The 21,504-nt window shown below is 53.8% G+C and carries 21 protein-coding genes and 2 pseudogenes; 10 read left to right on the top strand and 13 right to left on the bottom strand.

Translation table 11 applies throughout. The features are described 5' to 3' along the window. The 3 genes from ACR0NF_RS18470 to ACR0NF_RS18460 all read right to left on the bottom strand — a co-directional run. Window positions 1-187 (bottom strand): hypothetical protein (locus tag ACR0NF_RS18470; protein WP_480778747.1); only part of this gene is annotated, 187 nt, incomplete at its 3' end. Between the two features lie 54 nt (window positions 188-241). After that, entirely contained in the window at window positions 242-1,189 is a 948-nt protein-coding gene (locus ACR0NF_RS18465) for a DMT family transporter (protein WP_480666464.1), read from the bottom strand. 591 nt (window positions 1,190-1,780) lie between these two features. Further along, window positions 1,781-2,194 (bottom strand): ester cyclase, encoded by a 414-nt coding sequence (locus tag ACR0NF_RS18460; RefSeq protein ID WP_480468876.1) that lies wholly within the window; start codon window positions 2,192-2,194, stop codon window positions 1,781-1,783. A gap of 154 nt (window positions 2,195-2,348) precedes the next feature. Between ACR0NF_RS18460 and ACR0NF_RS18455 the strand changes: the two genes are divergently transcribed. The 4 genes and pseudogenes from ACR0NF_RS18455 to ACR0NF_RS18440 all read left to right on the top strand — a co-directional run bounded on the left by ACR0NF_RS18455 (window position 2,349) and on the right by ACR0NF_RS18440 (window position 7,509). Next, complete coding sequence (locus tag ACR0NF_RS18455; protein ID WP_480468877.1) at window positions 2,349-4,937, top strand: GAF domain-containing protein; 2,589 nt, start codon at window positions 2,349-2,351, stop codon at window positions 4,935-4,937. Window positions 4,938-5,566: 629 nt separating this feature from the next. Then, window positions 5,567-5,920, top strand: a pseudogene (locus ACR0NF_RS18450) (c-type cytochrome); the annotation flags it as partial. Between the two features lie 111 nt (window positions 5,921-6,031). Next, window positions 6,032-6,508 carry a DUF411 domain-containing protein gene (locus ACR0NF_RS18445; protein ID WP_480468878.1) on the top strand — a complete coding sequence of 159 codons (477 nt, stop codon included), beginning with the start codon at window positions 6,032-6,034 and terminating at the stop codon, window positions 6,506-6,508. A gap of 230 nt (window positions 6,509-6,738) precedes the next feature. Then, window positions 6,739-7,509, top strand: coding sequence for a TIGR01458 family HAD-type hydrolase (locus ACR0NF_RS18440; protein ID WP_480468879.1), 771 nt, complete (start codon window positions 6,739-6,741; stop codon window positions 7,507-7,509). Window positions 7,510-7,734: 225 nt separating this feature from the next. On the opposite strand, the pseudogene ACR0NF_RS18435 reads toward ACR0NF_RS18440, so the two are convergent. From ACR0NF_RS18435 to aptA, 8 genes and pseudogenes are all read right to left on the bottom strand, one after another. Continuing rightward, window positions 7,735-7,842 (bottom strand): annotated as a pseudogene (locus ACR0NF_RS18435) (integrase); the annotation flags it as partial. A gap of 231 nt (window positions 7,843-8,073) precedes the next feature. After that, on the bottom strand, window positions 8,074-8,484 hold the full coding sequence (locus ACR0NF_RS18430; RefSeq protein ID WP_480778746.1) for a universal stress protein: 411 nt from the start codon (window positions 8,482-8,484) through the stop codon (window positions 8,074-8,076). 136 nt (window positions 8,485-8,620) lie between these two features. Beyond that, a complete protein-coding gene (locus tag ACR0NF_RS18425; RefSeq protein WP_480468881.1) occupies window positions 8,621-9,913 on the bottom strand; it encodes a TRAP transporter large permease in 1,293 nt (430 codons plus the stop codon). Next, the gene (locus tag ACR0NF_RS18420; RefSeq protein WP_480468882.1) at window positions 9,910-10,524 is read right to left on the bottom strand and encodes a TRAP transporter small permease; all 615 of its coding nucleotides are present in this window, start codon (window positions 10,522-10,524) and stop codon (window positions 9,910-9,912) included. The genes ACR0NF_RS18425 and ACR0NF_RS18420 overlap by 4 nt, the downstream gene beginning before the upstream one ends. A 72-nt stretch (window positions 10,525-10,596) precedes the next feature. Further along, window positions 10,597-11,586, bottom strand: coding sequence for a TRAP transporter substrate-binding protein DctP (gene dctP / locus ACR0NF_RS18415; protein WP_480471874.1), 990 nt, complete (start codon window positions 11,584-11,586; stop codon window positions 10,597-10,599). A gap of 104 nt (window positions 11,587-11,690) precedes the next feature. Then, window positions 11,691-12,800, bottom strand: coding sequence for an alanine dehydrogenase (gene ald / locus ACR0NF_RS18410; protein WP_480468883.1), 1,110 nt, complete (start codon window positions 12,798-12,800; stop codon window positions 11,691-11,693). Window positions 12,801-12,825: 25 nt separating this feature from the next. Then, window positions 12,826-14,337 carry a CoA-acylating methylmalonate-semialdehyde dehydrogenase gene (locus ACR0NF_RS18405; protein ID WP_480778745.1) on the bottom strand — a complete coding sequence of 504 codons (1,512 nt, stop codon included), beginning with the start codon at window positions 14,335-14,337 and terminating at the stop codon, window positions 12,826-12,828. Window positions 14,338-14,371: 34 nt separating this feature from the next. Then, a complete protein-coding gene (gene aptA, locus ACR0NF_RS18400; protein ID WP_480468885.1) occupies window positions 14,372-15,694 on the bottom strand; it encodes an omega-aminotransferase AptA in 1,323 nt (440 codons plus the stop codon). A 155-nt stretch (window positions 15,695-15,849) separates the two neighbouring features. Here aptA and ACR0NF_RS18395 point away from each other — a divergent pair, with 155 nt between their 5' ends. Next, window positions 15,850-16,404, top strand: coding sequence for a cupin domain-containing protein (locus tag ACR0NF_RS18395; RefSeq protein WP_480468886.1), 555 nt, complete (start codon window positions 15,850-15,852; stop codon window positions 16,402-16,404). A 423-nt stretch (window positions 16,405-16,827) separates the two neighbouring features. On the opposite strand, the gene ACR0NF_RS18390 is transcribed toward ACR0NF_RS18395, so the two are convergent. Next, complete coding sequence (locus ACR0NF_RS18390) at window positions 16,828-17,040, bottom strand: hypothetical protein (protein WP_480468887.1); 213 nt, start codon at window positions 17,038-17,040, stop codon at window positions 16,828-16,830. A gap of 86 nt (window positions 17,041-17,126) precedes the next feature. Between ACR0NF_RS18390 and ACR0NF_RS18385 the strand changes: the two genes are divergently transcribed. The 3 genes from ACR0NF_RS18385 (at window position 17,127) to ACR0NF_RS18375 (ending at window position 18,471) form a co-directional block, all read left to right on the top strand. Then, complete coding sequence (locus tag ACR0NF_RS18385; RefSeq protein ID WP_480468888.1) at window positions 17,127-17,348, top strand: helix-turn-helix domain-containing protein; 222 nt, start codon at window positions 17,127-17,129, stop codon at window positions 17,346-17,348. A gap of 413 nt (window positions 17,349-17,761) precedes the next feature. Beyond that, window positions 17,762-17,899: a hypothetical protein gene (locus tag ACR0NF_RS18380; RefSeq protein WP_480468889.1), complete on the top strand. Its 138-nt coding sequence runs from the start codon at window positions 17,762-17,764 to the stop codon at window positions 17,897-17,899. A 71-nt stretch (window positions 17,900-17,970) separates the two neighbouring features. Beyond that, the gene (locus ACR0NF_RS18375; protein WP_480468890.1) at window positions 17,971-18,471 is read left to right on the top strand and encodes a hypothetical protein; all 501 of its coding nucleotides are present in this window, start codon (window positions 17,971-17,973) and stop codon (window positions 18,469-18,471) included. Window positions 18,472-19,005: 534 nt separating this feature from the next. Here ACR0NF_RS18375 and ACR0NF_RS18370 read toward each other — a convergent pair. Beyond that, window positions 19,006-19,647 (bottom strand): TetR family transcriptional regulator C-terminal domain-containing protein, encoded by a 642-nt coding sequence (locus tag ACR0NF_RS18370; protein ID WP_480468891.1) that lies wholly within the window; start codon window positions 19,645-19,647, stop codon window positions 19,006-19,008. 190 nt (window positions 19,648-19,837) lie between these two features. On the opposite strand from ACR0NF_RS18370, the gene ACR0NF_RS18365 reads away from it, so the two are divergent. Further along, window positions 19,838-20,701: an ABC transporter permease gene (locus ACR0NF_RS18365; RefSeq protein ID WP_480778744.1), complete on the top strand. Its 864-nt coding sequence runs from the start codon at window positions 19,838-19,840 to the stop codon at window positions 20,699-20,701. Beyond that, window positions 20,698-21,492: an ABC transporter permease gene (locus ACR0NF_RS18360; protein ID WP_480468893.1), complete on the top strand. Its 795-nt coding sequence runs from the start codon at window positions 20,698-20,700 to the stop codon at window positions 21,490-21,492. The genes ACR0NF_RS18365 and ACR0NF_RS18360 overlap by 4 nt, the downstream gene beginning before the upstream one ends. The last annotated feature ends 12 nt before the right edge of the window (window positions 21,493-21,504 follow it).

Here is a 21,504-nt window from a genome sequence, read left to right as displayed (position 1 = left end):
CGCCAATCCCGAATACAGCCGGATCGTTGCCTCGGTTCGATTGATAACAGCCGTCGAAGGTGACGATTTCGTCACCGTGGGTACGCTCACGATACCAGAAATCGGTGCCTTCCCGGCTGGTTTGCGAAGGGCCGTAGCCGTCCGATAATGCGCAATGTTCGAAGATCAGCTCGGCGGAAGCGATCATCTTAGATTCTGCTTTGCTCAAAAGTCGTAAAATGGGCCGCGAGCGCGCGTAGCCTTAGATTGGAGGAGCTGCGCGCTCTGTGACCAACTGTCTGGCTGCGACCCTTTCGCGATGTATCATGTACAGCCCTGCACCGATGATGATGCCAATACCAATTAGGCTAAGCGTGTTAGGAAAGTCTTTGAAAACAAGATAACCGAACAAAGTCGCTACCGGCAGCTCAAAGTACTGAAGTGGGGCCAGTGTGGCAGAAGGCGCGAAGGAAAGAGCATATGTCATCATCATGTGGCTCACAGTCGCAAAAAAACCAGCCCCGAAAAGCCACAGAAACGCGATTTCTGTCGGCCAAACAAGATCAAAAAGCTCGGAGCCAGAACCCTGCGCAACCATTAAGGTCGGAATACAAAACAAACTGGCAATCAGGCCAGTGTGGAATTGTAGAGCCACGGGGTGCATCCGTCGCGACAATCCCCGCGTTATAAGAATGTAGAAAGCGAAAGCGAATGCCGTACCTAGCGGAATTAGTGCGACGCTGCCAAAGGCCGCGAAACTAGGTTGGATGACGAACAATACACCAACAAACCCCACAAGAGCTGCCCCGACACGACGAGGACCGACGTCTTCACCAAGATAAAACTTGCCGACCAACAGGACAATAAACGGGGCTACAAACACAATTGCCAACGCATCGGCAAGTGGCATTACTCGGATTGCCGCAATGAAGCAAAAGGTCGCGAACAGCAAAAGTAACGATCGGAATACAATTACCAACAACGCGCCGCGCGCCACACGCAGTGAAAGTCCCATTACCAAGACAAACGGAGCCATGAGCGCGCACTGCACTACAAAGCGAGCAGCCGTTATCTGCCCAACTGGCACACTGGCCGACGCGAGTTTTGCAGCAACATCCAGCAAAGGAGCAGTCAGGCAAAATCCAAGCATCAGCGCAACGCCAGCAAGGGTGCGATCCGTAGATTGAGTCATGGAATCAGCAGAGGTCATCCCACTATCTAGGAATGTCGCCAAACGCGTGTCTGTTCTCAATGCGACGCCAGGCAAAAGTCCCGCAATACGCGAGTTCTGGTAGGGTTTGAATTTTTGCGCCCGCAGCGAACGGAAGGTTCAACGGGCCGCACAGCAGCATCAGATGGCCGGGTTCAAGGTCTGCTATGGGCCGTCACAATCGAAACGATTTGAGCCTCTCAAAACTAGTTTCGAACTGCAACAGAGACCCGCAGCGAGGCCAAGCTGATTAATACCGAGGGACGGCTGAACTTCAGCTTCAGCAGTACTCAGGTACTTCGCCTTTCTGGATCATTACATGCAACAAATGAGATCTGACGCCTGGCCAGTCTAAATGGTGATGATGAAGATCGTCAGCTCCTAGGCTGGTGATCACTGGTACCACCGAGTGTATCTAGTTGGCGCTGACGCCAGACACGGTGTGTTCGCAACTTTTGGAATCCGTTGTTCTTTTTACACGTCTATAAATCAACCAAAAGACAGGGCAGCTTGGGAAGCGCTCGTGGCAAGCGCTTCACTCATTTTAATAAGAATAATTCATGAGCTGATGTGATCACAAGCGCGAAATGTTCAACCCCAACCCAGTTGCTTTAGCGCGTTTGCGTCGTTCCAAACTTTGGTCATATGGGTGATCTTTCCGCCAGCGAACTCTAAGGCATAAACATAGTCGGAAGCGACAGTCGCGCCCGTTGGGGGCACAGGGCCACCTTCGCCGGATTGCGTTCCGTGAAAGACTGCAAAGGCCAATACGACGTCTCGTTCGTTATCTTGGGCGAAGCCTTTCAATTCGTATTTCCCGTCGGGGATTGGCGTCAGTAAGCCCTTCATCCATTCCGCATAGGCTTGAACCGTGTGAACATCCGCCAAGGCGTCTGACTGGCAGGAGAAGCTGGCATTAGTTTCGCAGTAAGGCGCGCAGCTATCCCAGCCCTGGCCTGTTTCGCAGGCTTCGAAGAATGCCTTAGCGTTTTTGGTCATACTCATCTGGTTGTCTCCTTTGTCTGAACGCCGAGAACGATCTCCGCGTCTTCGTAGACTAAACATGAACAACGACAGGCTCCGGCGATATCGTCCAGATGAACCACTTGATGCAGGAGGGATGTAGGGTATCCTCCTCCTACATTTGTACGGGGGTATAATGTCCGAACAGATCGAAGAGGTTGAAACGCTTTCCAAGCGAGAGCAAGAAGTCGCCGCTGCCTATGCTAATGGTGCAAGCTATAAGGAAATCGCTCGCGATCTCGGCATCTCACCCACCACCGTCAGATCTCATCTTCGCACCGTTTACAGCAAGCTGAATATCACATCGAAAATTGCGCTGGCAAAATTACTGGTCGATCCGGCGGGGCCAGTTGCAAATGCTGACGAGGTCGCGCTGAAGGCCGATCTGGCGCTTGAACTTGATGACGCAATGCGCCGCGAGCGAATGATGGCGGATGTTCTGAACCTTATCAACCGCCGCGACACCATATTGGAAGAAGTGCTTGATGCTCTTCTCGAGTACGCGCTCGACATTTGTGAAGCTGAATTTGGGGTCCTCTTTGAGCATCACGGCGATTTGGCCTTCAGCGAGATGCGCTCGCTCGGAATCACAAAGGGGTTCAGTGACTGGTTCGCCGAACAGGGCGTATTCACCCCTTCCTCCACCACTGTACTCGGACGGATGGCGGTCAGCCGCGAAGTTGTGAACGTTGTGGACGTTACGGCTGAAGATCCGGCCATTCAGAACACGCCCCTGAGAATCGCTACGAGAGAGCTGGGCAAAGCCCGGTCCTTCGCCGCAATCCCTATCATTTCGGGCGATCAGTTGATCGGTGCTTTCACAGTCTATCGAACCCGTTTGCATCCATTCAATGACCGAGCACTGGAGTTGGCCCAGGCCTTTGCCGATCAAGCCGCAGTTGCAATTGAAAACGCGCGCCAGATTAGCGCGATGGAGTCACGACTTGCTCAGGCCGCCGCAACCCGCGAAATCCTTGATGCGATCAGCAACGCCAGCGATGATGAAAGCCCCGTATTTGACGCTATTCTCAAAAATGCTCGAAAACTTTGCGAAGCACCGTTCGCGGCGCTGATCCTGGGTCGCGAAGCGGATGAGTTTCAGACCATGATCGCCCATCATGGAGCTATTCAAAGCACAGAGGACATCTACGCCCAAAAACGGGTTCCAATGGATCCCGAAAAATCTTTCGCAGCCCGTGCAATCATTGAAAAACGCCCGATCCACCTTCCTAATATGAAGGACACAGATGAATATCGGGCAGGCGTGCCAAATATTGTAGAGGTTTGCGATCTTCAGGGCATTCGCACAAATCTATTTGTGCCTCTGATCAAGGACGGCGAGGGGATCGGTTGCTTTATCATCTTCCGGCACGAAGTCCGTCCATATTCGGATGAACAAATCGCCTTGGTAGAAACTTTTGCCGCACAGGCGGTTATTGCCCTGGAAAATGTGCGCCAGTTTCGAGAACTTCGCGACAGGTTGGAACGTTCTTTTGCAACGCGCGAAATTATGGAAATGATGAGCCGTGTGCGAGAAGACGAACAACCGATCTTCGAGGCCATACTCGATAATGCGACCCGACTATGTGGGGCTCCGAATGCATCATTGATCCTGGGCCGAGAAGGCGATGCTGCGCAGGTTATGGCTGCGAACCGCGGCTCGACACCTGAGACGCTCGCCCACTATCATAGTGGCGCGGTTCCAATGGACCCGGCAGACTCATTGGTTGCGCAGGCGATAGTTGAGCAGCGCACGATCCTGATTGACGACATGCGAGAGACAGAAGGGTATCGTTCCGGCCATGACCGCTATGTCATGCTCGTTGAACGACAGGGCATCCGTACCAACCTCTTCGTTCCTCTTTTGAGTCCTGACGGTGGCGTCGGCTGCTTTATTCTCTGGAAGACAGAAAAGGAACCGTTCACTGCTAGCCAAATATCCCTGGTTGAGACATTCGCCGCACAGGCCGCCGTCGCGCTTGAAAATGTGCGTCAGTACAAGGCGCTCGAATCGCGCACCGCTGAGGTTCAATCTTTGAATACTTCGCTTGAGGCGAAGGTTGCGGAGCAGGTTGATGAGATCGCGCGGATCGGCCGACTAAAACAGTTCCTCTCTCCGGCCGTAGCCGAGACCTTTGTATCTTCGGGAAATGAACAAGGTCTATCCTCCCATCGTGCACTGATCGCCACGTTGTTCTGCGATATTCGAGGCTTTACGGCCTTTTGTGAGACTGCAGAACCGGAAGAAACCATTGAGGTCTTGCAAGCATATCACGAGCAAATGGGTGTGTTGATATCAGAATATGGCGGTGGCGTTGATAAACGAATGGGCGACGGGATTATGGTTATCTTTAACGATCCGCTGCCATGCGACGACCCCGCCGGAGATGCGGTCCGGCTCGCTATAGCTATGCGGGCGAAAATGCGCGAGCTCGCAGCGAAATGGAAGAAGCTTGGCCACCGGCTAGGGTTCGGAGTAGGAGTTTCAATGGGTTACGCGACGGTTGGCATGGTCGGCTCCGCCGGACGATTCGACTACACGGCGTCTGGAACCGCTGTGAACGCTGCCGCTCGCCTCTGCGATATCGCCAAAGATGGAGAGATTCTGATCTCACCACGCGCTTGGGCCGCAGTCGAAGATGACATTGAAGCGGAAAGCCGTGGCGCAGTTGAAATGAAAGGCATCCGCGAACCGATGGAAGTGTTCGCAGTTTCGGACCAGTGACCAACGCCACCTAGCATCACCACCGACCGCAAAAGCACTCATTTTCTCTCAGCAATGTTCGCCCAAGCCACTGTATGTCCAATCCTTGGTGGTTACGTTGAGCCAGAAACCGTATCTTATCAGATACCCGGCAGATCAGGAGTGAGATGCTGTTAGATTTTTCAACAATTGGCTCGTATTTATGAGAGGTTTAATCGCTGCCAGCGTTGGCGAAAGCGGTTGCTGACGCAATCAAGTTGAACGGTGGCATCAATACGCAGCCTGCGAGGCTGGGAGTAACCAAATTTCGCTACTGCAGCGAATGTTTCCTCCGACGGACCGCACCGCAGCGGCGATACTCGCTGTCCAATGGCGGGATTGGGCCGTCATCTTCAGCCCCGTTTCACCCCATCTACAATATGCTGCGCCCGCTCCGGGGTCGTCTTTGAGCCCTTCTATATCGACGCTACGCCTCGTATGGACGGCTATCGCGACCTATCTGATGAACGAACATGAAGGGAGATGAGGCAATGAAAACCAGAACAATCTGTGCATTTGCCTTGGTCGGTTTTGTCGTCATCGCTACTGCGGTCGCCTGACTCGCGCCTTCAGGCACACAGACTAAACCGCCAGAGCAACCGAAAGAGTTCGATGTTGAGGAAGGTTCGGTGCTTTATGTCGAGTTCTGCGCGTCCTGCCACGGTGCCGATCTGGAAGGGCAGCCCAACTGGCGTGCTCCGAATGATGACGGCACAATGCCTGCACCGCCGCGTGACGAGACCGGCCATACCTGGCACCACGGGGATGCGCTGTTGTTTGACTACACCAAACAGGGTGGTGATGCGGCGTTGGAAGCCCGCGGCGTGTCCGATTTTGCCAGTGGCATGCCGGGATTTGGCGATAGCCTGAGCGACCAGCAGATCTGGGACATCCTGGCATATATCAAATCCACCTGGCCTGAGCGCATCCGCGAGATGCAGGCGGTACGCACCGAAAGCGAATAGATGCTGGGCGGCTCATGATTGCCCGCTTGACACATATCATGACACTTGCCCGCGGTTTCGGTCACAAGATCCAAAGTCACACCGCAGCCGCGAACACGGAAAGGAATTGACATGACCACCCCGACACTCGACCGCCGCTTTTTCCTGGCTGGCCTTGGTGCCTCCGGCACTGCTCTGGTCACGCCGGCTTTGGCAACGACTAAACCGCTGGTGCAGGTCCTCAAGGATCCCACCTGCGGGTGCTGCGGCGCCTGGATTGACATCATGCAACGCGAAGGATTCGAGGTGGAGGTGCAGAACGCATCTTGGGAGACCTTGTCGCAATATAAAACCACCAAGGGTATCCCGGATGAGATGGCCTCCTGCCATACTGGCCTGGTCGAGGGATACGTCATCGAAGGCCATGTGCCGCCAACCGATATCCGGCGCCTTCTGGCCGAGCGCCCTGATGCAGTGGGGCTGTCCGTGCCCGGCATGCCCTACGGCTCGCCCGGTATGGGGCCGGAGAGCGAACGGGAGGCCTATTCGGTCTTCCTGATCCGCAAGGTTGGCGCAACAAAAGTGTTCAATCACTACGAGGCATCGTGATCGGCAATGTTTGTGTCAAACGCAAAATGAATTGCGTTCGTTTAGGTTACCTTTGCAGTCGCAGTGAATGGCAGCAATGTGGGTAGCGATTGCAGCAACTGAAGAGCGGGTACAAGGTCGGCTTTGGGCCATGGATACCATCGATGCGGAGACAATTTTCAACCGAGTTCGCGCTCGATTGGGTCTTCTGCTTGATTAAAGCAGAAGACCTGCACTAGCATTGAGGTATCATGGCTAATGGTCTTCTCCTTGATATATCGGGTGTTCTTTACAACGGAACGCAAGTGATCTCGGGTGCCAAGGAAGCAGTGGTTCGATGCAGAACGGAAGAGACCCCAATCCGTTTTCTCACAAACACCACTCGCAGACCCAAGCGGCTAATTGTCGAAAGACTGAATCAATTCGGCTTTGCGGTCGACACGAACGAAGTCATCACTCCTTCTCAGGTTGCATGTGACTGGTTGAATCAAAACGGGTATTCTCCTCACTTTTTGGTGCATCCAGATCTGAACGAAGACTTCGACAAAGTCGTTTCGGGAAAACCTGTCGCTGTGGTCGTAGCTGATGCGGGACCGTACTTTGACTTCGAAAGCCTAAATGCAGCGTTTCGCAATCTTGACCAAGGTGCCCCGTTCTTGGCGCTTGCAGCGAACCGCGTGTTTCGCGATGCCGACGGAGCACTTAGCCTTGATGCCGGAGCTTTCGTCCATGGCCTTGAATACGCGGCTCAAGTTGAAGCTCTTGTCCTTGGAAAGCCATCAGCAACGTTTTTCCAAGCAGCTTCAGACAGCATGGGACTGCCTCTCGCGGAAGTCATCATGATAGGCGATGACGCTGAAAACGACGTCGCTGGAGCGCTAAGAGCGGGTGTTGGCAAAGCCATTCTGGTACGCACCGGTAAGTATTGTCCTGGCGAGGAAAAGCGATACGACCCAGCACCTTCCTTCGTGGCAGATGACATATCCGAGGCAGTTGATTGGGTTATGGTGGGTGGGATTTAACGCCCTCTGAGTTGCGCGTTGCATGAGTTCCGCCAGCCTCCGATTTTCCGCTCGCAACAAACGGCAGGTTTGACGGGCCGCACCGCAGCTTCGAAGTTGCCCACTGGACGGCAGGATTGGGCCGTCCTAACTGAGGCCTGTCGTCAAAATATTTCACATGCAGCGCTTGGCCATATTGAAGAGAGCGAGGTCGCGATTGTTCTCTGCGAGCTATAATCTTACTCAAATTGCCCAGACGTGTTTGGGTTTTAACGGCCGTTTCTGACCGACGATGCGTCCCTTGTTCCAAGCTGGGCGAAGCGCGCGAAAGGCAGGTAAGTTTGGTGTTTCCATAACTGATCCTCCGATCCGCCATGCCCGCCCACAACAACAACCCGACGTTGACGAAAGAGGATATCACAAGATGCCGCGTTGCCGCCGAGGTCGGCGGTGAGCCCTACCTCTCAAATGTCGCAAAGTGAAGTTCTGGTAAGTGCGCCAATAGCAGACCTTGGTCGCAGTGTGACCTGCTTATCACCGCAGATTTCAAAGGACAGAGTTACTGACACGCTGCGGGCGCCCGAGTCACAGACGGAGTACATGCACCGAACACTGAGCGTGTCGAACGACGAGAGCGGCTGTTGAACCCAAAAAGAACTCTTTCATCCCAGGTTTGTGCGAAGCAAGGACGATACAATCGATGCCATGTTTGTTTGCATACTCGGTGATCGCTCTCCCTGCCGATTGACTCTCGATCAAGACAGAAGAAATCTCAGTTTCGTTTTTTAAGCGCTCGGCTAAACGCGCCTTTGCTTTTTGGAGAGATTTTTCTGCGATCCCTTCATCCATATAGTACATTATCTGTCTGTTTGGGGGCTCATGGATGTGCGCGGCAGTGATTTTTCCACCTTCCGACACAAGGGCGTGTGCCGCTGAAAGTGCGCGATCACTGATGCCGTGTTCCAGAGACAGCGCGACTAGGATGTTTTTGTACATTTCGAACCTCTGTTTTTAGATTCCGGTTTTCTGCTGTGAACCAGTCTCTCCAACGTCTTCTTTGGGAGATCAGGCACCCCAACCGTAAGAATGGGGTGCGTACTGTTCCGTCTTGGGCTTTTGCGCTTTCCGTCCATTATCTGCTGAGCAGGAGGTCAGGTAGGAAGAGGGCCAACTCTGGTACAAAAGTTGTCAGCATCAGCGTCGGAAGCCAGGCAAAGACTATGAAGATTAAAGTCGGCCAAAGCATGCGCGAAACCGGCTCATCACAGACCTGAGCTCCAAGGTAGAGTAGTGGCGCAGTTGGAGGGGTGATGTTCGCCATTCCCAGATTCACGCCAATCACGGCCGCAAAATGGATCGGATCCATGCCGGTGCTCTGTGCGATGGGCAGTAGGATCGGTGTCGCCAGAAGTAGGCCCGAGATATCATCCATCAACATCCCGATCAGGATCATCACCACGTTGATCATCAGAAGGATGACAATCGGGTTGTCCGACACGGAATAGACCAGATCCTTGGCCAACTGAGGGGCGCCTTGCGAGATTAGGTTGTCCGACACGATCAGAACCATGAAGATCATGACCATGACCACGCCAATCGTAACACCGGAATTCTGGATCGTGTGTGCTAGTGTTTTCCAAGTCAGACCGCGGTAGAAGTAGATCGCGATCGGGATCGAGTAGACCACGGCGATACCGGCGGCTTCGGTCGGTGTCATGATACCGCCATAGATACCACCCAGAATGATCAGCGGCATCATCAGCGCAGGTCCGGCCAAACGCGCCTGTACTCCAAAGGTCGGTAAAAACGGTTTAGGACGTTCCGTCAGATCGATGTCGTCATACTTCCGCAGCATGAACTGATTGACCACAATCAGAAGCGTAATCAGGATGATCGCGGGAATGACCGTAGACAAAAAGCACTTCAGCACGTGCTGCTGTGCGACCCAGCCATAAAGGATGTGCGACGAACTTGGTGGGATCAGCAGGCCTAGCGGACTTGCCGCCACTATCAGAGCTGCCGATTGCCCACCCGGATAGTTAGCCTTTTTCAGATGGGGCATCATGATGCCGCCGATACAGGTCAGCGTTGCATTGGCGCTACCGGAAATGGAGCCGAACACACCGCAGGCCAGCACTCCAGCAGCGCTCAATCCTCCTTTGATATGGCCAATGAACATTTCAGCCAGAGAGACAAGGGGGGCGGCGATTTTGCCTTTTTCCATGATGCCACCGGCGATCATGAAGAGTGGGATCGCCAGAAGTACAAGTGATCGGATACCTGTAGAACCGGTGGGCAAGTAACCGGTGATGGATTGATCTCCGACAAGGGCGATGAAAATCAAAACCGATCCGAATGCCACATAAACGCTGACGCCCAACAACAGCATAAAGCAGACGATTAGGAGACTTCCTCCGATGATCATTGGGTTTCTCCTTTTTGCATTTCTGATCTCAAGGGAAGCCCGAGCCCCTTGCGGATGTGTACGTACAAGTATGCTGCCGTGAACGTCGCCATGAGGCCAAAGGCAATCATGATTGCTATCCGCCAGGTCACAAATGGAATGCGCAGCACCGGGGTTGCGCGCAGCCGGGGGAATGAGAAGTCATCAAGCAGCGAGACGTAACAGGCGTACATGAGGAAAAGGATCACAAGCACCTCGACTGTCAGCACGACAAAGCCGCGCCACCAAATCAACCGAGGGTTTTGGATCACAATGCCAAGAATGTCCGCGTTGATGTGCAGGTTGCGGGCAGAGGCCAGAACAGCACCTGCAAAAAAGCCGATGATGCTGATGCCCAAAAGCCATTCTTCGTAAGCAAACAGATCACCTCCAAATCCATACCGGATGACAACAACTGCCCCAAATGTGAAAGCCATCAGGAAACCGGCAAACATAACGATCTGCCTCATGGCAAATGCCACTGCTTTCAGCGGATACCCAATAATGACTGGCAACTCGTCAGTGATTTTTTGCGAGCTCTTCTTTTCTGCGCTTTCGACGACCAATGGACGTTCAGCTTCAGAACTAGACATCTTTCTCCCTCCCTTAGTTGAGCCAAAGACCAAAAAAGGGCCAGCTGATTTGCTGGCCCTTCTTCTCCGTGTTTATTGCTGTTCTTTTGCTGCCAGCAGGCGGTCGATGATGTCCTGACCGACGTTTTGTGCCATCGCGGGCCAGACCGTTTCCTGGACATGTGCGGCCATCGCAGCTTGTTCTTCGTCACTCAGGCGCAGGATGGTGTAGCCTTTGTCGAGCAATTTCTGGCCGAACACTTCGTCATTCTCACGGTTGTAGGCAAAGAAGTCTTCGGACGCCTTCGTCATCGCGGCTTGCAGCGCGGCGCGCTGGTCGTCGTTCAGCTTGTCGAGTGTCCGCTGCGACGCGTAGAAAGTTGTCAGCTCTGAGATCGAATTGTATTCGACAAAATGGGTTCCAACGTCCGACTTGGCGAAGATCGAGTAAGTCGCGGTTTTGGTGCAGCAGATTGCTCCATCGACAATGCCGGCCTGAAGTGCGGGGAAAATGTCGCCCCATGCCATGGTGGTCGCCTGGTAACCGAGTTCTTCGACCATCGACTTTACGACGCTGGAAGACCAGACGCGAATGTTCATGCCCTTGTCGTCAAAGGTATTCCAGTTCTCGGGCTCTTGTGACGAAACGATGCCAATGAACCCTTCAGGGTTCTGCGCCATGACGCGCACGCCATATTCGTCCGTGATTTCCTGCAGGATGGTGTTGAACTCGGAATCCATGTTGAGAAGCGTGCTTTCCATGTCATCCCAGCCGCCTAGCAGGAACGGCATGGACAGGAATTCCAGGCGTGGATCGGTATCGGCATAGATGAACGCTGATGCCAGATCGATGTTGCCGCGTGCAACATCTTCAAACAGAGCTTCACCAGAACCCAACTGGTTTGCCGGAAAGACTTCTACAGTCAGTCCGACATCCGCAGCTGCAACATCCGCTGCGACCTGTTCCATCATTTTTGTGCCTTGGTGATCGATCGGGAAGACACCTGCAAAACGCAGTGTCATGTCTTCCGCTGCAGCGGTTGTCGAAAGCGCGGTTGCCGCAAGCAAAGCGGCACCACCCATCGCGCCGAGAGCGCGGCGGTTAATCTTCGTAATCATTAAGGTTTCCTCCTCAGTGGTGTGCGTCCCTCCGCCTTGCGCGCGGCGGGACATTTCTTTGCTTCAGTTCAGCAAAGTTCCGGGGCGATGAACTCGTATCCAAGGTCATCGGCCACAGCCTTGTACGTCACCTTTCCGTGGGCCACGTTCAGGCCGTTCATCAGATGGCGATTGTCTGCGAGCGCCTGCTTCCAGCCGTTGTTGGCAATAGCCAGAGCGTGCGGCAGCGTGACGTTGTTCAGTGCATAGGTCGAGGTTCGGGCGACTGCGCCCGGCATATTGGCGACGCAGTAATGAACCACATCGTCGACAACGTAGGTGGGCTCTGCGTGAGTGGTAGCTTTGGACGTTTCAAAGCAGCCGCCCTGGTCAATCGCCACGTCCACGACGACCGCACCGGGTTTCATTTTCGAGATCAGCTCGCGTGTGACTAGCTTGGGTGCAGCAGCACCCGGGATCAGTACAGCACCGACAACCAGATCGGCATTGGTGACTTCTTCCTCCAATGCGGCTTTGGTCGAATAGACAACCTTGGCGGACGCCTCGAAATGGTTCTCCAGCTTCTCAAGCACTGCCGGATTGCGGTCCAGAATGGTCACGTCCGCGTGCAAACCGACGGCCATTTGAGCAGCGTTGAACCCAACAACACCGCCGCCGATAACCACGACTTTGCCGGGCTTCACGCCGGGCACGCCGCCCAGCAATACGCCCAGACCGCCCTTTGCTTTCTCCAAAGCGCTGGCACCGGCCTGGATAGACATGCGACCGGCAACCTGGCTCATCGGTTTCAGCAGGGGCAGACCGCCATTGTCGTCGGTGACGGTTTCATAAGCGATGCATACAGCGCCCGAGTCGACCAGATCTTTGGTCTGTTCCGGGTCGGGGGCCAGATGCAGATAGGTATAGAGGATTTGACCTTCGCGCAGCATAGCGCGTTCAACGGCCTGAGGTTCCTTCACCTTCACAATCATCTCCGCATTGGCGAAGATATCCGCTGCGGTTTCGGCAATCTCCGCGCCAGCGGCACGATAGGCATCATCATCAGCCCCAATGCCTGTGCCGGCGTTGGTCTCGACGATGACGTTGTGACCATGAGAAACCAGTTCGGCGACGCTTTCAGGGGTCAGGCCAACACGGTACTCGTGGTTCTTGATTTCCTTGGGAACACCAATGAACATATTCTTCACTCCTTGGAACGGATGATCATTTTGCGGTTGGCATGACGAACTCGGCACCTTCCGAGATACTTTCGGGCCAGCGCTGCATGATGGATTTCTGCTTGGTGTAGAAACGCACACCCTCCTCGCCATAGGCGTGCATGTCGCCGAACAGGCTCTTCTTCCAGCCGCCAAAGCCGTGCCAGGCCATCGGAACCGGGATCGGAACATTGACGCCGACCATGCCGACCTGAACCTGCTTGCCGAATTCACGCGCGACGTTGCCGTCACGGGTGAACAGCGACACACCATTGCCGAACTCGTGGTCGTTGATCAGTTGCAGGCCTTCGGCAAAGTTCGAGACGCGGACGCAGGACAGGACCGGGCCGAAGATCTCTTCCTTGTAGATCTTCATGTCGGGGGTGACGTTGTCGAACAGGGTACCGCCCAGGAAAAACCCTTCTTCATGCCCTTCGACGGTATAGTCGCGACCGTCGACCAACAGGTCCGCACCTTCTTCGATGCCAGAGTCGATGTACCCTTTGATGCGGTCACGCGCGGCGGCTGTGACGATCGGCCCCATCTCGGCGTCCAGTTCGAGGCCGTTCTTAACCTTCAAGGTTTCGGCACGCTCTTTGAGAACCGGCATGAGCTTGTCGGCAGCATCGCCAACCAGTAGGGCAACCGAGATCGCCATGCAGCGTTCACCGGCCGAACCAAAGGCCGCGCCAATCAATGCGTCGGCGGCTTTGTTCATGTCGGCATCGGGCATCACCAGCATGTGGTTCTTTGCGCCACCGAGAGCCTGAACGCGTTTGCCATGCCGCGCACCAACTTCATAGATGTAGTTCGCAATCGGGGTCGAACCGACGAAGGACACGGCCTTGACGTCGTCGTTCTCCAACAACGCATCCACGGCGACCTTGTCACCTTGTAAGACGTTGAACACACCATCGGGGAAACCGGCTTTCTGCATCAGATCCGCATACAGCAGCGCTGCGGACGGATCGGTCGGCGACGGCTTCAGGATAAAGGTATTGCCCGCGGCGATGGCGATCGGGAACATCCACATCGGCACCATGACCGGGAAGTTAAACGGCGTGATCCCGGCGACAACGCCCAATGCCTGACGCGTGGTCCAGTTGTCCATGCCAGTGGAAACCTGCTCCGTGTAATCGCCCTTGAGGAGTTGCGGAATACCGCAGGCAAACTCGATGATATCAATACCGCGCTCGACTTCACCTTGGGCGTCCGTGAACACCTTGCCATGTTCGACGGTGATGGCACGCGCCAGATCGTCTTTGTGCTCGCGCACCAGAGCCAGAAAGTTGTTCATAAGACGGGCGCGGCGGATCGGCGGTGTGTTCGACCAGTTCGGGAACGCTGCTTTTGCCGCGGCCACTGCGTCGTCGACTGTCTGGACGTTCGCCAGCGACACTTCGCCGGTTTGCACACCGGTTGCGGGATTGAAAACCGGCTGCGTATTCTCACCAGATGGAGCGGTGATTTGGCCATTAATGTAGTGGCCGATCAAAGCGATCGGGGATGCATCTTTCATGATGTCAGTCCTTTTTGGGGTTAGAAGTCAGGGGTTATGGCAGGTCAGCCAATACCTCTCCAAGTGTTTGACAGAGTGTCGCTATTTCGGGTTCCGAGATGATCAGTGGTGGAGATAAGGCAATGATGTCTCCGGTGACGCGGATCATTATTCCGGCGTCCCAGGCCCGCTTCATCGCGTCATAGCCCCTAGCACCTGGTGCGCCTTGTCGCGGCGCAAGCTCAACCGCGCCCACCAATCCCAGATTGCGGATATCGATGACATTCGGCAGGTCTTTGAGGCTGTGAAGCTGATCCTCCCAGGGCTGAGCCAGTAGAGCTGCTCGGCGGAACAGGTCGTTCTGTTCATAGCTCCTCAGAGTTGCCAACGCGGCGGCACAAGACACCGGATTGGCAGAGTAGGTATAGCCGTGGAACAGCTCAATTGGTGCGTCTGCGTTTGCCATCGCCGAGTCATATATCTTGTCGGATACGATGACCGCTCCCATCGGAATAACACCGTTGGTCAGGCCTTTGGCCGTCGTGATGATGTCCGGCTTCACATCAAAATACTCCGATGCTGTCGCCGCACCCAAGCGACCAAAGGCGGTGATGACCTCATCGAAGATCAGCAGAATGCCATGGCGGTCGCAGATTTCCCGTAGCCGCTTCAGATATCCTTTCGGCGGCAGAAGCACACCAGTGGATCCGGCCATCGGCTCAACGATCACTGCTGCAATGGTCGATGCATCGTGAAGCGCGACCAATCGTTCCAGATCATCCGCCAGCTCCGCACCGTGCTCCGGGCAGCCGCGTGAAAAGGCATTTTTTTCTGGATCATGCGTGTGGCGCAGATGATCCACTCCTGTAAGGAGTGTTCCGAAATGCATCCGGTTCTTCACGATACCGCCGACCGAGATACCGCCGAAACCGGTACCGTGGTAGCCACGCTCACGCCCGATCAAACGCGTGCGCGCGCCGTCACCGCGCATCCGGTGGTAATGCAGCGCGATCTTCAGCGCCGTATCGACGGACTCGGAGCCAGAGTTGGTGAAGAAGGCGTGGTTCATTCCCTCAGGCATTATCGCAGTCAGCTTTGTCGACAACTCAAACGCCTGAGGGTGGGAGAACTGAAAGTTCGGTGCGTAATCCAGCTCGTGCACCTGTTTTTGCACCGCTTCAACGATCAACGGATCACGGTGACCTGCATTGACGCACCACAATCCGGCAGTACCATCCATAACCTTCCGACCATCAGAACTGGTGTAATACATCCCCTCGGCAGCTTGGATCATTCGGGGCTCGCGAAGGAAATCACGATTGGCTGAAAACGGCATCCAGAACGATGACATTGTGTTGGGTTGATCGAGCACGTTCATTCCTCGTGAAGCAGATTTTCATTTGATGACAAATCCTTGCAGAGTTCAGGTCTTCCGCACACCCGGCTTTATTTTAATCTGTAAGTTATTGAAAAAAAAAGTTGCGCCCTTAGAATGCTTTCGATCCGAAGCAAGAAATCACCAGAGTAACGGTTTTGTCATCAGATCTCGAAACAGCACGTCGTCTAAAGTTGATTCGGACGACCAAGGGCCTCAGTCAACGCGAAATGGCCAAACGCGCGGGAGTGGGTAGCGGAACGATTTCTCAAATCGAAAGTGGTTCAACTCAGCCTTCCGTGGCGCTGCTCAAAAAGATCCTTGCTGCAGTAGACGTAAATTTGGGTTTTTTCTTCAGTTTTGAATTGCAAAACGAGGAGTCGTTTTTTTACCCGCATGAAAGAATGCGCGACCTTGGATCCCCCGGTGTTTCATATTTGCTTGTCGCAGGAGAGCGCCGAGACAGAAAACTCCAGATGCTCATAGAAGAGTACGATGTCGGTGCCGACTCGGGTCGATCTGAACTGTCGCACGAAGGAGAGGAATGTGCGGTTGTGATAGAGGGCCGTCTTGAAGTGACGGTAGATGGGCAGTCCAGGGTTCTGGGCCCCGGGGACGCATACTACTTCTCAAGCATATTGCCACACAGGTTTCGAAATGCCGGAGATACGCCCTGCAAAGTTATTAGCGCATGCACTCCTTCGTCGTTCTGAATAAATGAAAGAGCTCTTTTGTGGGCTTTCTCAATATTTCGCGGGACGGTCAAATTCGATAACCGACTCAGAATGCAGAAATGAAATCGAAATTCACGATCAAGAGCCAATTGTCGCTTTTCTCACGCGATCCCAGACGGCGGGCTTTTTTGTTCTCGCGATTGCAGCGAATGTCCGGAATGCGGGCGCGGTTGCAGAAATCCAACGTAGTACTCAAAGTCGGCTAAGGGCCGTTGGTGCTAAACGATACCAAATCGATGTCGTTCGGAATTTGGCAAACGACGGCCTGTTGTCGGATCGAACAGTTTCCCGGTTTCGGTATACATAATCCTGGCTTGTTCGTTGATTTCTTCGACGCTTCCCCGAGCTTGCTGTGACCTCGCATCCCGGCACATCTTCACCGGTTCTCCGCGTACCCGTACCTCAAACAGAGTTCCATCTCTGCGGATCGCCCAGCCAAAAAAATGAAAGCTGTGCATTCAGTCTGGAAAGCGCGAGGTGGCGTCTGAACTTTGAACCGAGACCGGCGCCGGGCATGCTGTTGATTGCGGCTAGGCGGGATTTGGCAATCCTGCGTATCTCCGCAAATTGTTCTGAGTTGGCTTCGATCTTGCTGTCAGGGTACGCATCAAACATGTGAACATCCTCAGAATAAAGCCTTTCCCACGAAATGATACGATAAGTCCGTAGACGATTAGACATCTTTCTTGCCGTTTCAGGGGATGAGAAATCGGTTCACAGCAAATGATTTCGGGAACAACCTGAGATCTGCCCGCAAGGCGCAAGGCTACTCGCAGGAGAGCTTTGCCCACGCAGTGGATCTGGACCGTATATATATTGGTGGTTTTGAGCGCGGAGAGAGAAATCCCGGTCTCAATACCGTCATCAAAATAGCCGACGCTCTGAATCTTGATGTCGCGGACCTCTTCCGGTTGAAAGAATAAGCCGCACCTTCCTGGAGCCTACATATCTACACCGGCTTCCAAATGTAAATCAGCTGTTGCCAACTCCTCTTTCCCAGCACCTCTCCTGGTCTCAAAGACAGTTCAGTGCGGCAGTCCCGTGTTGTGGCCGTCTGAGCTCACAACGCATCGATGGCGTGACCGCCGCAAGGCATTTCCCTCGTCTAGAAACGTCTGTTTCACTACTTAAGCTAATAACAGAATTGAACATTCACGTAGAGCGCTCCTAACGTAAGTTAATAATCAAAACTAACATCGGAAATCAAGCATTTACGGGGTGTTTGGAGTCGGATTGGCTCTTGATTGCCCGACGGAGATGCCCCTAGGATCGGGGGTGTTGGAACGTTCGTTTCAACACCGGCGTAAAAGCCAGTCCCGGACGGAGGCCACGAGCCATGGATGCCAACAAAATGCGCCAGCAGATTGTGAAACTGCATCTCGGGATGGTTCAGATAACAATCACCGAGCTCGCCGAGAGCATCGGGCACGCAGACTGCTTCTGTTCTGCGCAGGGACTCACGATTGAAATTTGACTCGGTATTGACGCGATGCACAAGGCCGATGACTGTGAAGAACAGTGTAGCGGTGACTGCTAGGATACTTAATGAACTGGGACGAATTAGAAGCGAAGATCGCAATGGGTGACCGAGATGCGATGGCTCAGTATCTTGCAGCATCACTTTCACAAAACTTAACAAAAGCGGAGCTTCGACGTCGTTATAGTTTGGTCTGGGAAGCCGATCACGGCAATGACACAATGGTTCTTCGCAACCTGGCTATTATTGCCGCAGCGGCAGGTGAATTCAAGAAAACTGCTGCTCTAGCGCAGGATCTACTGCTAGAGTCCTTTTTTGCTGATGCCCTTCATTCCGCACTGGCGTTGAGAAACTATGGTAAGGATGAACAGCGAAGCCAGGCCGATGAAATAATTTCGCGCCTAGCAAGCCTCGGGCACATTAGATCACAAGTTCTGGTGCGCTCATTTTCTTCAGCTGAACAGGGCATATTCAAGAAGTTTGGTTTCCAAGTTTTCAGAATTTTCAAGATCCTTTATGCAACGGCATTGTTTGCCAAGAACCCAAATGATCCCCGAATTTCAGTTTAACTGGCAGTGCTCCAATCTCAATTTTGCCAGATGTCGGCTGAGGCCTAGTGGAATTGCCCTCGCTCAATACGGGAGTCGATCTATTGATTGGTCAAGATCCTGGCTAGATCGCACCGCCTTGCGCGTGCGGCCCTAATTTCCAAAAGCCGCCGTTGGTGCACGCGCAGCGAATAGCCGGAACGTCCGCACTACCAACTTTTAAGAACGCTACGGCGAACGGCGGCTCGCCGGATCATTGATACGCCGCTTCTATTCAGATTGTTGGTTCGGACTCTAGCAAAACCTAGAGCAACCGAGTGACGATTTGCTGTTCAAGGAGGAGCGGCGAGGCCTTCGATCGCTTCACTAAATGAAAGTAATTCATTCTGAAATTTTTGATCAGTCTACCGCGCCAATGTGATAAGAGTGTGTTGATAAAAAAAGGTTTTTCATGTGCGGATAGGTAATGTCAGATGGAGCGCCACAGTTTGTGGAACTGTGGTGCGTCAGGCGACACGGCCATTATTGTCACCAAATGACCTCTAGCCGCAGATTTCATTCGAACATCAAGGCGCCGGTCAGGTCAAAGTGCTTGGGGAACATCGCTCGTAAAAATCGGAACACAATTCTCATTGCCTCGTTACGATCAAATGAATCCGGATGGAGCAGGTAGTCGGTCCACATACCTTCCAGCATTGCGAGTGTGCCATGAGTTGCGTCGCGTGCGACCTGATTGGGGTCTTCGAGTTCAGCTTCTTTCGCAATGCGAGCGAAAGCGTTGAAAACCAGATTTCGAAGCTTTGCATCGCGCGTATCTGAGAAGGCAGCGATTGCGGCTCTGTTTCGGGCCTCACCTCGAAATGCATACCAAATGGAGACATTCTTCTTGTTGAGGATGGTTTCGCTCAAATCACCCCGAACAATCATCTCGATATGTTCCTGGCCAGTTTGTCCGGTTGTTTCCAGCAAAGAGTTGATGCCACTGTAGTATTGTTCGGACGAGTGACGGGCAGCTGCATCCACGAGGTTGTCTTTGCCGCCGAAATGAAGGTGAATCATGCCGCGGGATAACTCGGCACGTTGAATGATTTCACTGACTGAGGTCTCGGAAATTCCCTTCTCGGCAACCGAGTCGAGTACTGCCTCGATCAGAGATAGGCGGTTCCGTTCACGAATTTCTTGGCGTCTTCCAGTCATTTGGTCAGGCGGTTCTGTTTGTTTTCAGTCTCTTGCGGTGCCTTCTAGCGGTTCATGCGAAATTGGCCAGCTCCGCTTGTGAAAATATCAGTTGACACAGCCAGTCCGAAAATTCCAGATTTAAATGGACGATTGTCCATTTTGTGATGAATGTCGTTGTGCCACCGAAAACAAAGTTCAGCAGGGAAGTATGGCCGGAGTCATAAGAAGTGAAACGGGCAAGGGCCTGGCACTGAGCGCACCTGCGACGCTCTATGTCGGCCTGCTTGTGGCCGTGCCTCTTTGTATTCTTGTCGCCTACAGCTTTTGGACCCAGACCTATGTCGAGATTGACCGGACACTGACCTGGGCGAATTACCAAGAGGCGTTCTCTGACCCCTTGGTTCGGCACCTGATGATCCGGTCGGTTGCGATTGCGGGTGCGGTGACGCTGGCGACCGTCTGTCTGGCCTATCCGATTGCTTATTTCATCGCGTTTCGGACGCAAAAGAAGACGCTTTGGCTATTGCTGATCACCATTCCGTTTTGGAGCAGCTATCTGCTGCGGGTGTTCAGTTGGAAGCTGATCCTCGGCTTTAACGGTGTGATGAACTCGGCTTTGATTTCTCTGGGGCTGATACAGGAACCGCTGACATTTCTACTCTATAACGAATTCGCCGTTGTCTTGACGCTCGCCCACGCCTGGGCGCCATTTGCGATCCTGCCGATTTATGTGTCGCTGCAAAAGATCGACCGTAGCCTTTTGGAAGCCGCAACCGACCTTGGCTGCAGCAAACTCGAAAGGTTTGTCCGCGTGACTTTGCCCCTGACAGTGCCGGGGATCATCGCGGCTTGTCTGATTATTTTCATCCCTACGGTGGGGGATTACGTCACCCCGGCTCTGGTCGGCGGATCGCAGGGCAAAATGGTGGCCAATTTGATTCAGGTGCAATTCGGTGCCGCCAATAACTGGCCGTTGGGTGCAACGCTATCTCTGCTTGCCATGCTTTCGGTCGGCTGCGTCGCAATCCTGTTCGTGGTGGTCGTCACCGCACTGGGGCGGAGGATCCGATGAGCAAGGCATTTCGTATCCCTTGGCTGCTTGTCTATGCAGTCGCTTACCTGGTGTTTCTCTATCTGCCGGTTCTGCTTTTGCCGCTGTTTTCGTTTAACGACGGAACCATCGTGGCCTTCCCGCTCAAAGGGTTCACGCTGAAGTGGTACGCGCAGTTGGGTCAGCAGGACACGCTGCTACAGGCGATGGTGAATTCGCTGATCGTCGGGTGTGTGACCGCTCTGATGGCAACGTCTTTGGGGCTGTTCGCCGCGCGGGCCTATGTTCGATACCGTTTCGCGGGACGGGAAGTGTCCGAAGGGCTGGTCATGCTCCCGCTGGTCATCCCCGGCATCATTGTTGCAAGTTCGATGTTGGTTCTCTTCATAAGTATCGGGTTGAAACCATCGCTGACAACCGTGATCCTTGGCCATGTTTTTGTGGCGCTGCCCTTTGCAGTTTCGATCATGAAATCCGCTTTTGACGATTTTGACCAGTCTCTGGAAGAAGCTGCCTTCGACCTTGGCGAAAGCGTTGTGGGAACATTTCGGCGCGTGACCCTGCCAATTGTTGCACCCGGCATCATTGCCAGCCTGCTGGTGACATTCACCGTGTCTTTTGACGAGTTCGTGCTGGCCTTTTTCCTGTCCGGCAACAGCCCGACATTGCCGGTTTATATCTGGAGCCAGATCCGCTTCCCGGCAAAACTGCCCAACACACTGGCACTGGGGTCGCTGCTTTTGATGTCCTCAGTCCTGCTGTTGTTGATTGCTGAGTATTTCCGCCGCCGTTCCACACAATCCTCGGATTGAAGCCAAAGGAAA

The sequence above is a fragment of the Ruegeria sp. CF4 genome (assembly GCF_056537345.1).
This window is presented reverse-complemented; position numbering and strand designations above follow the sequence as displayed.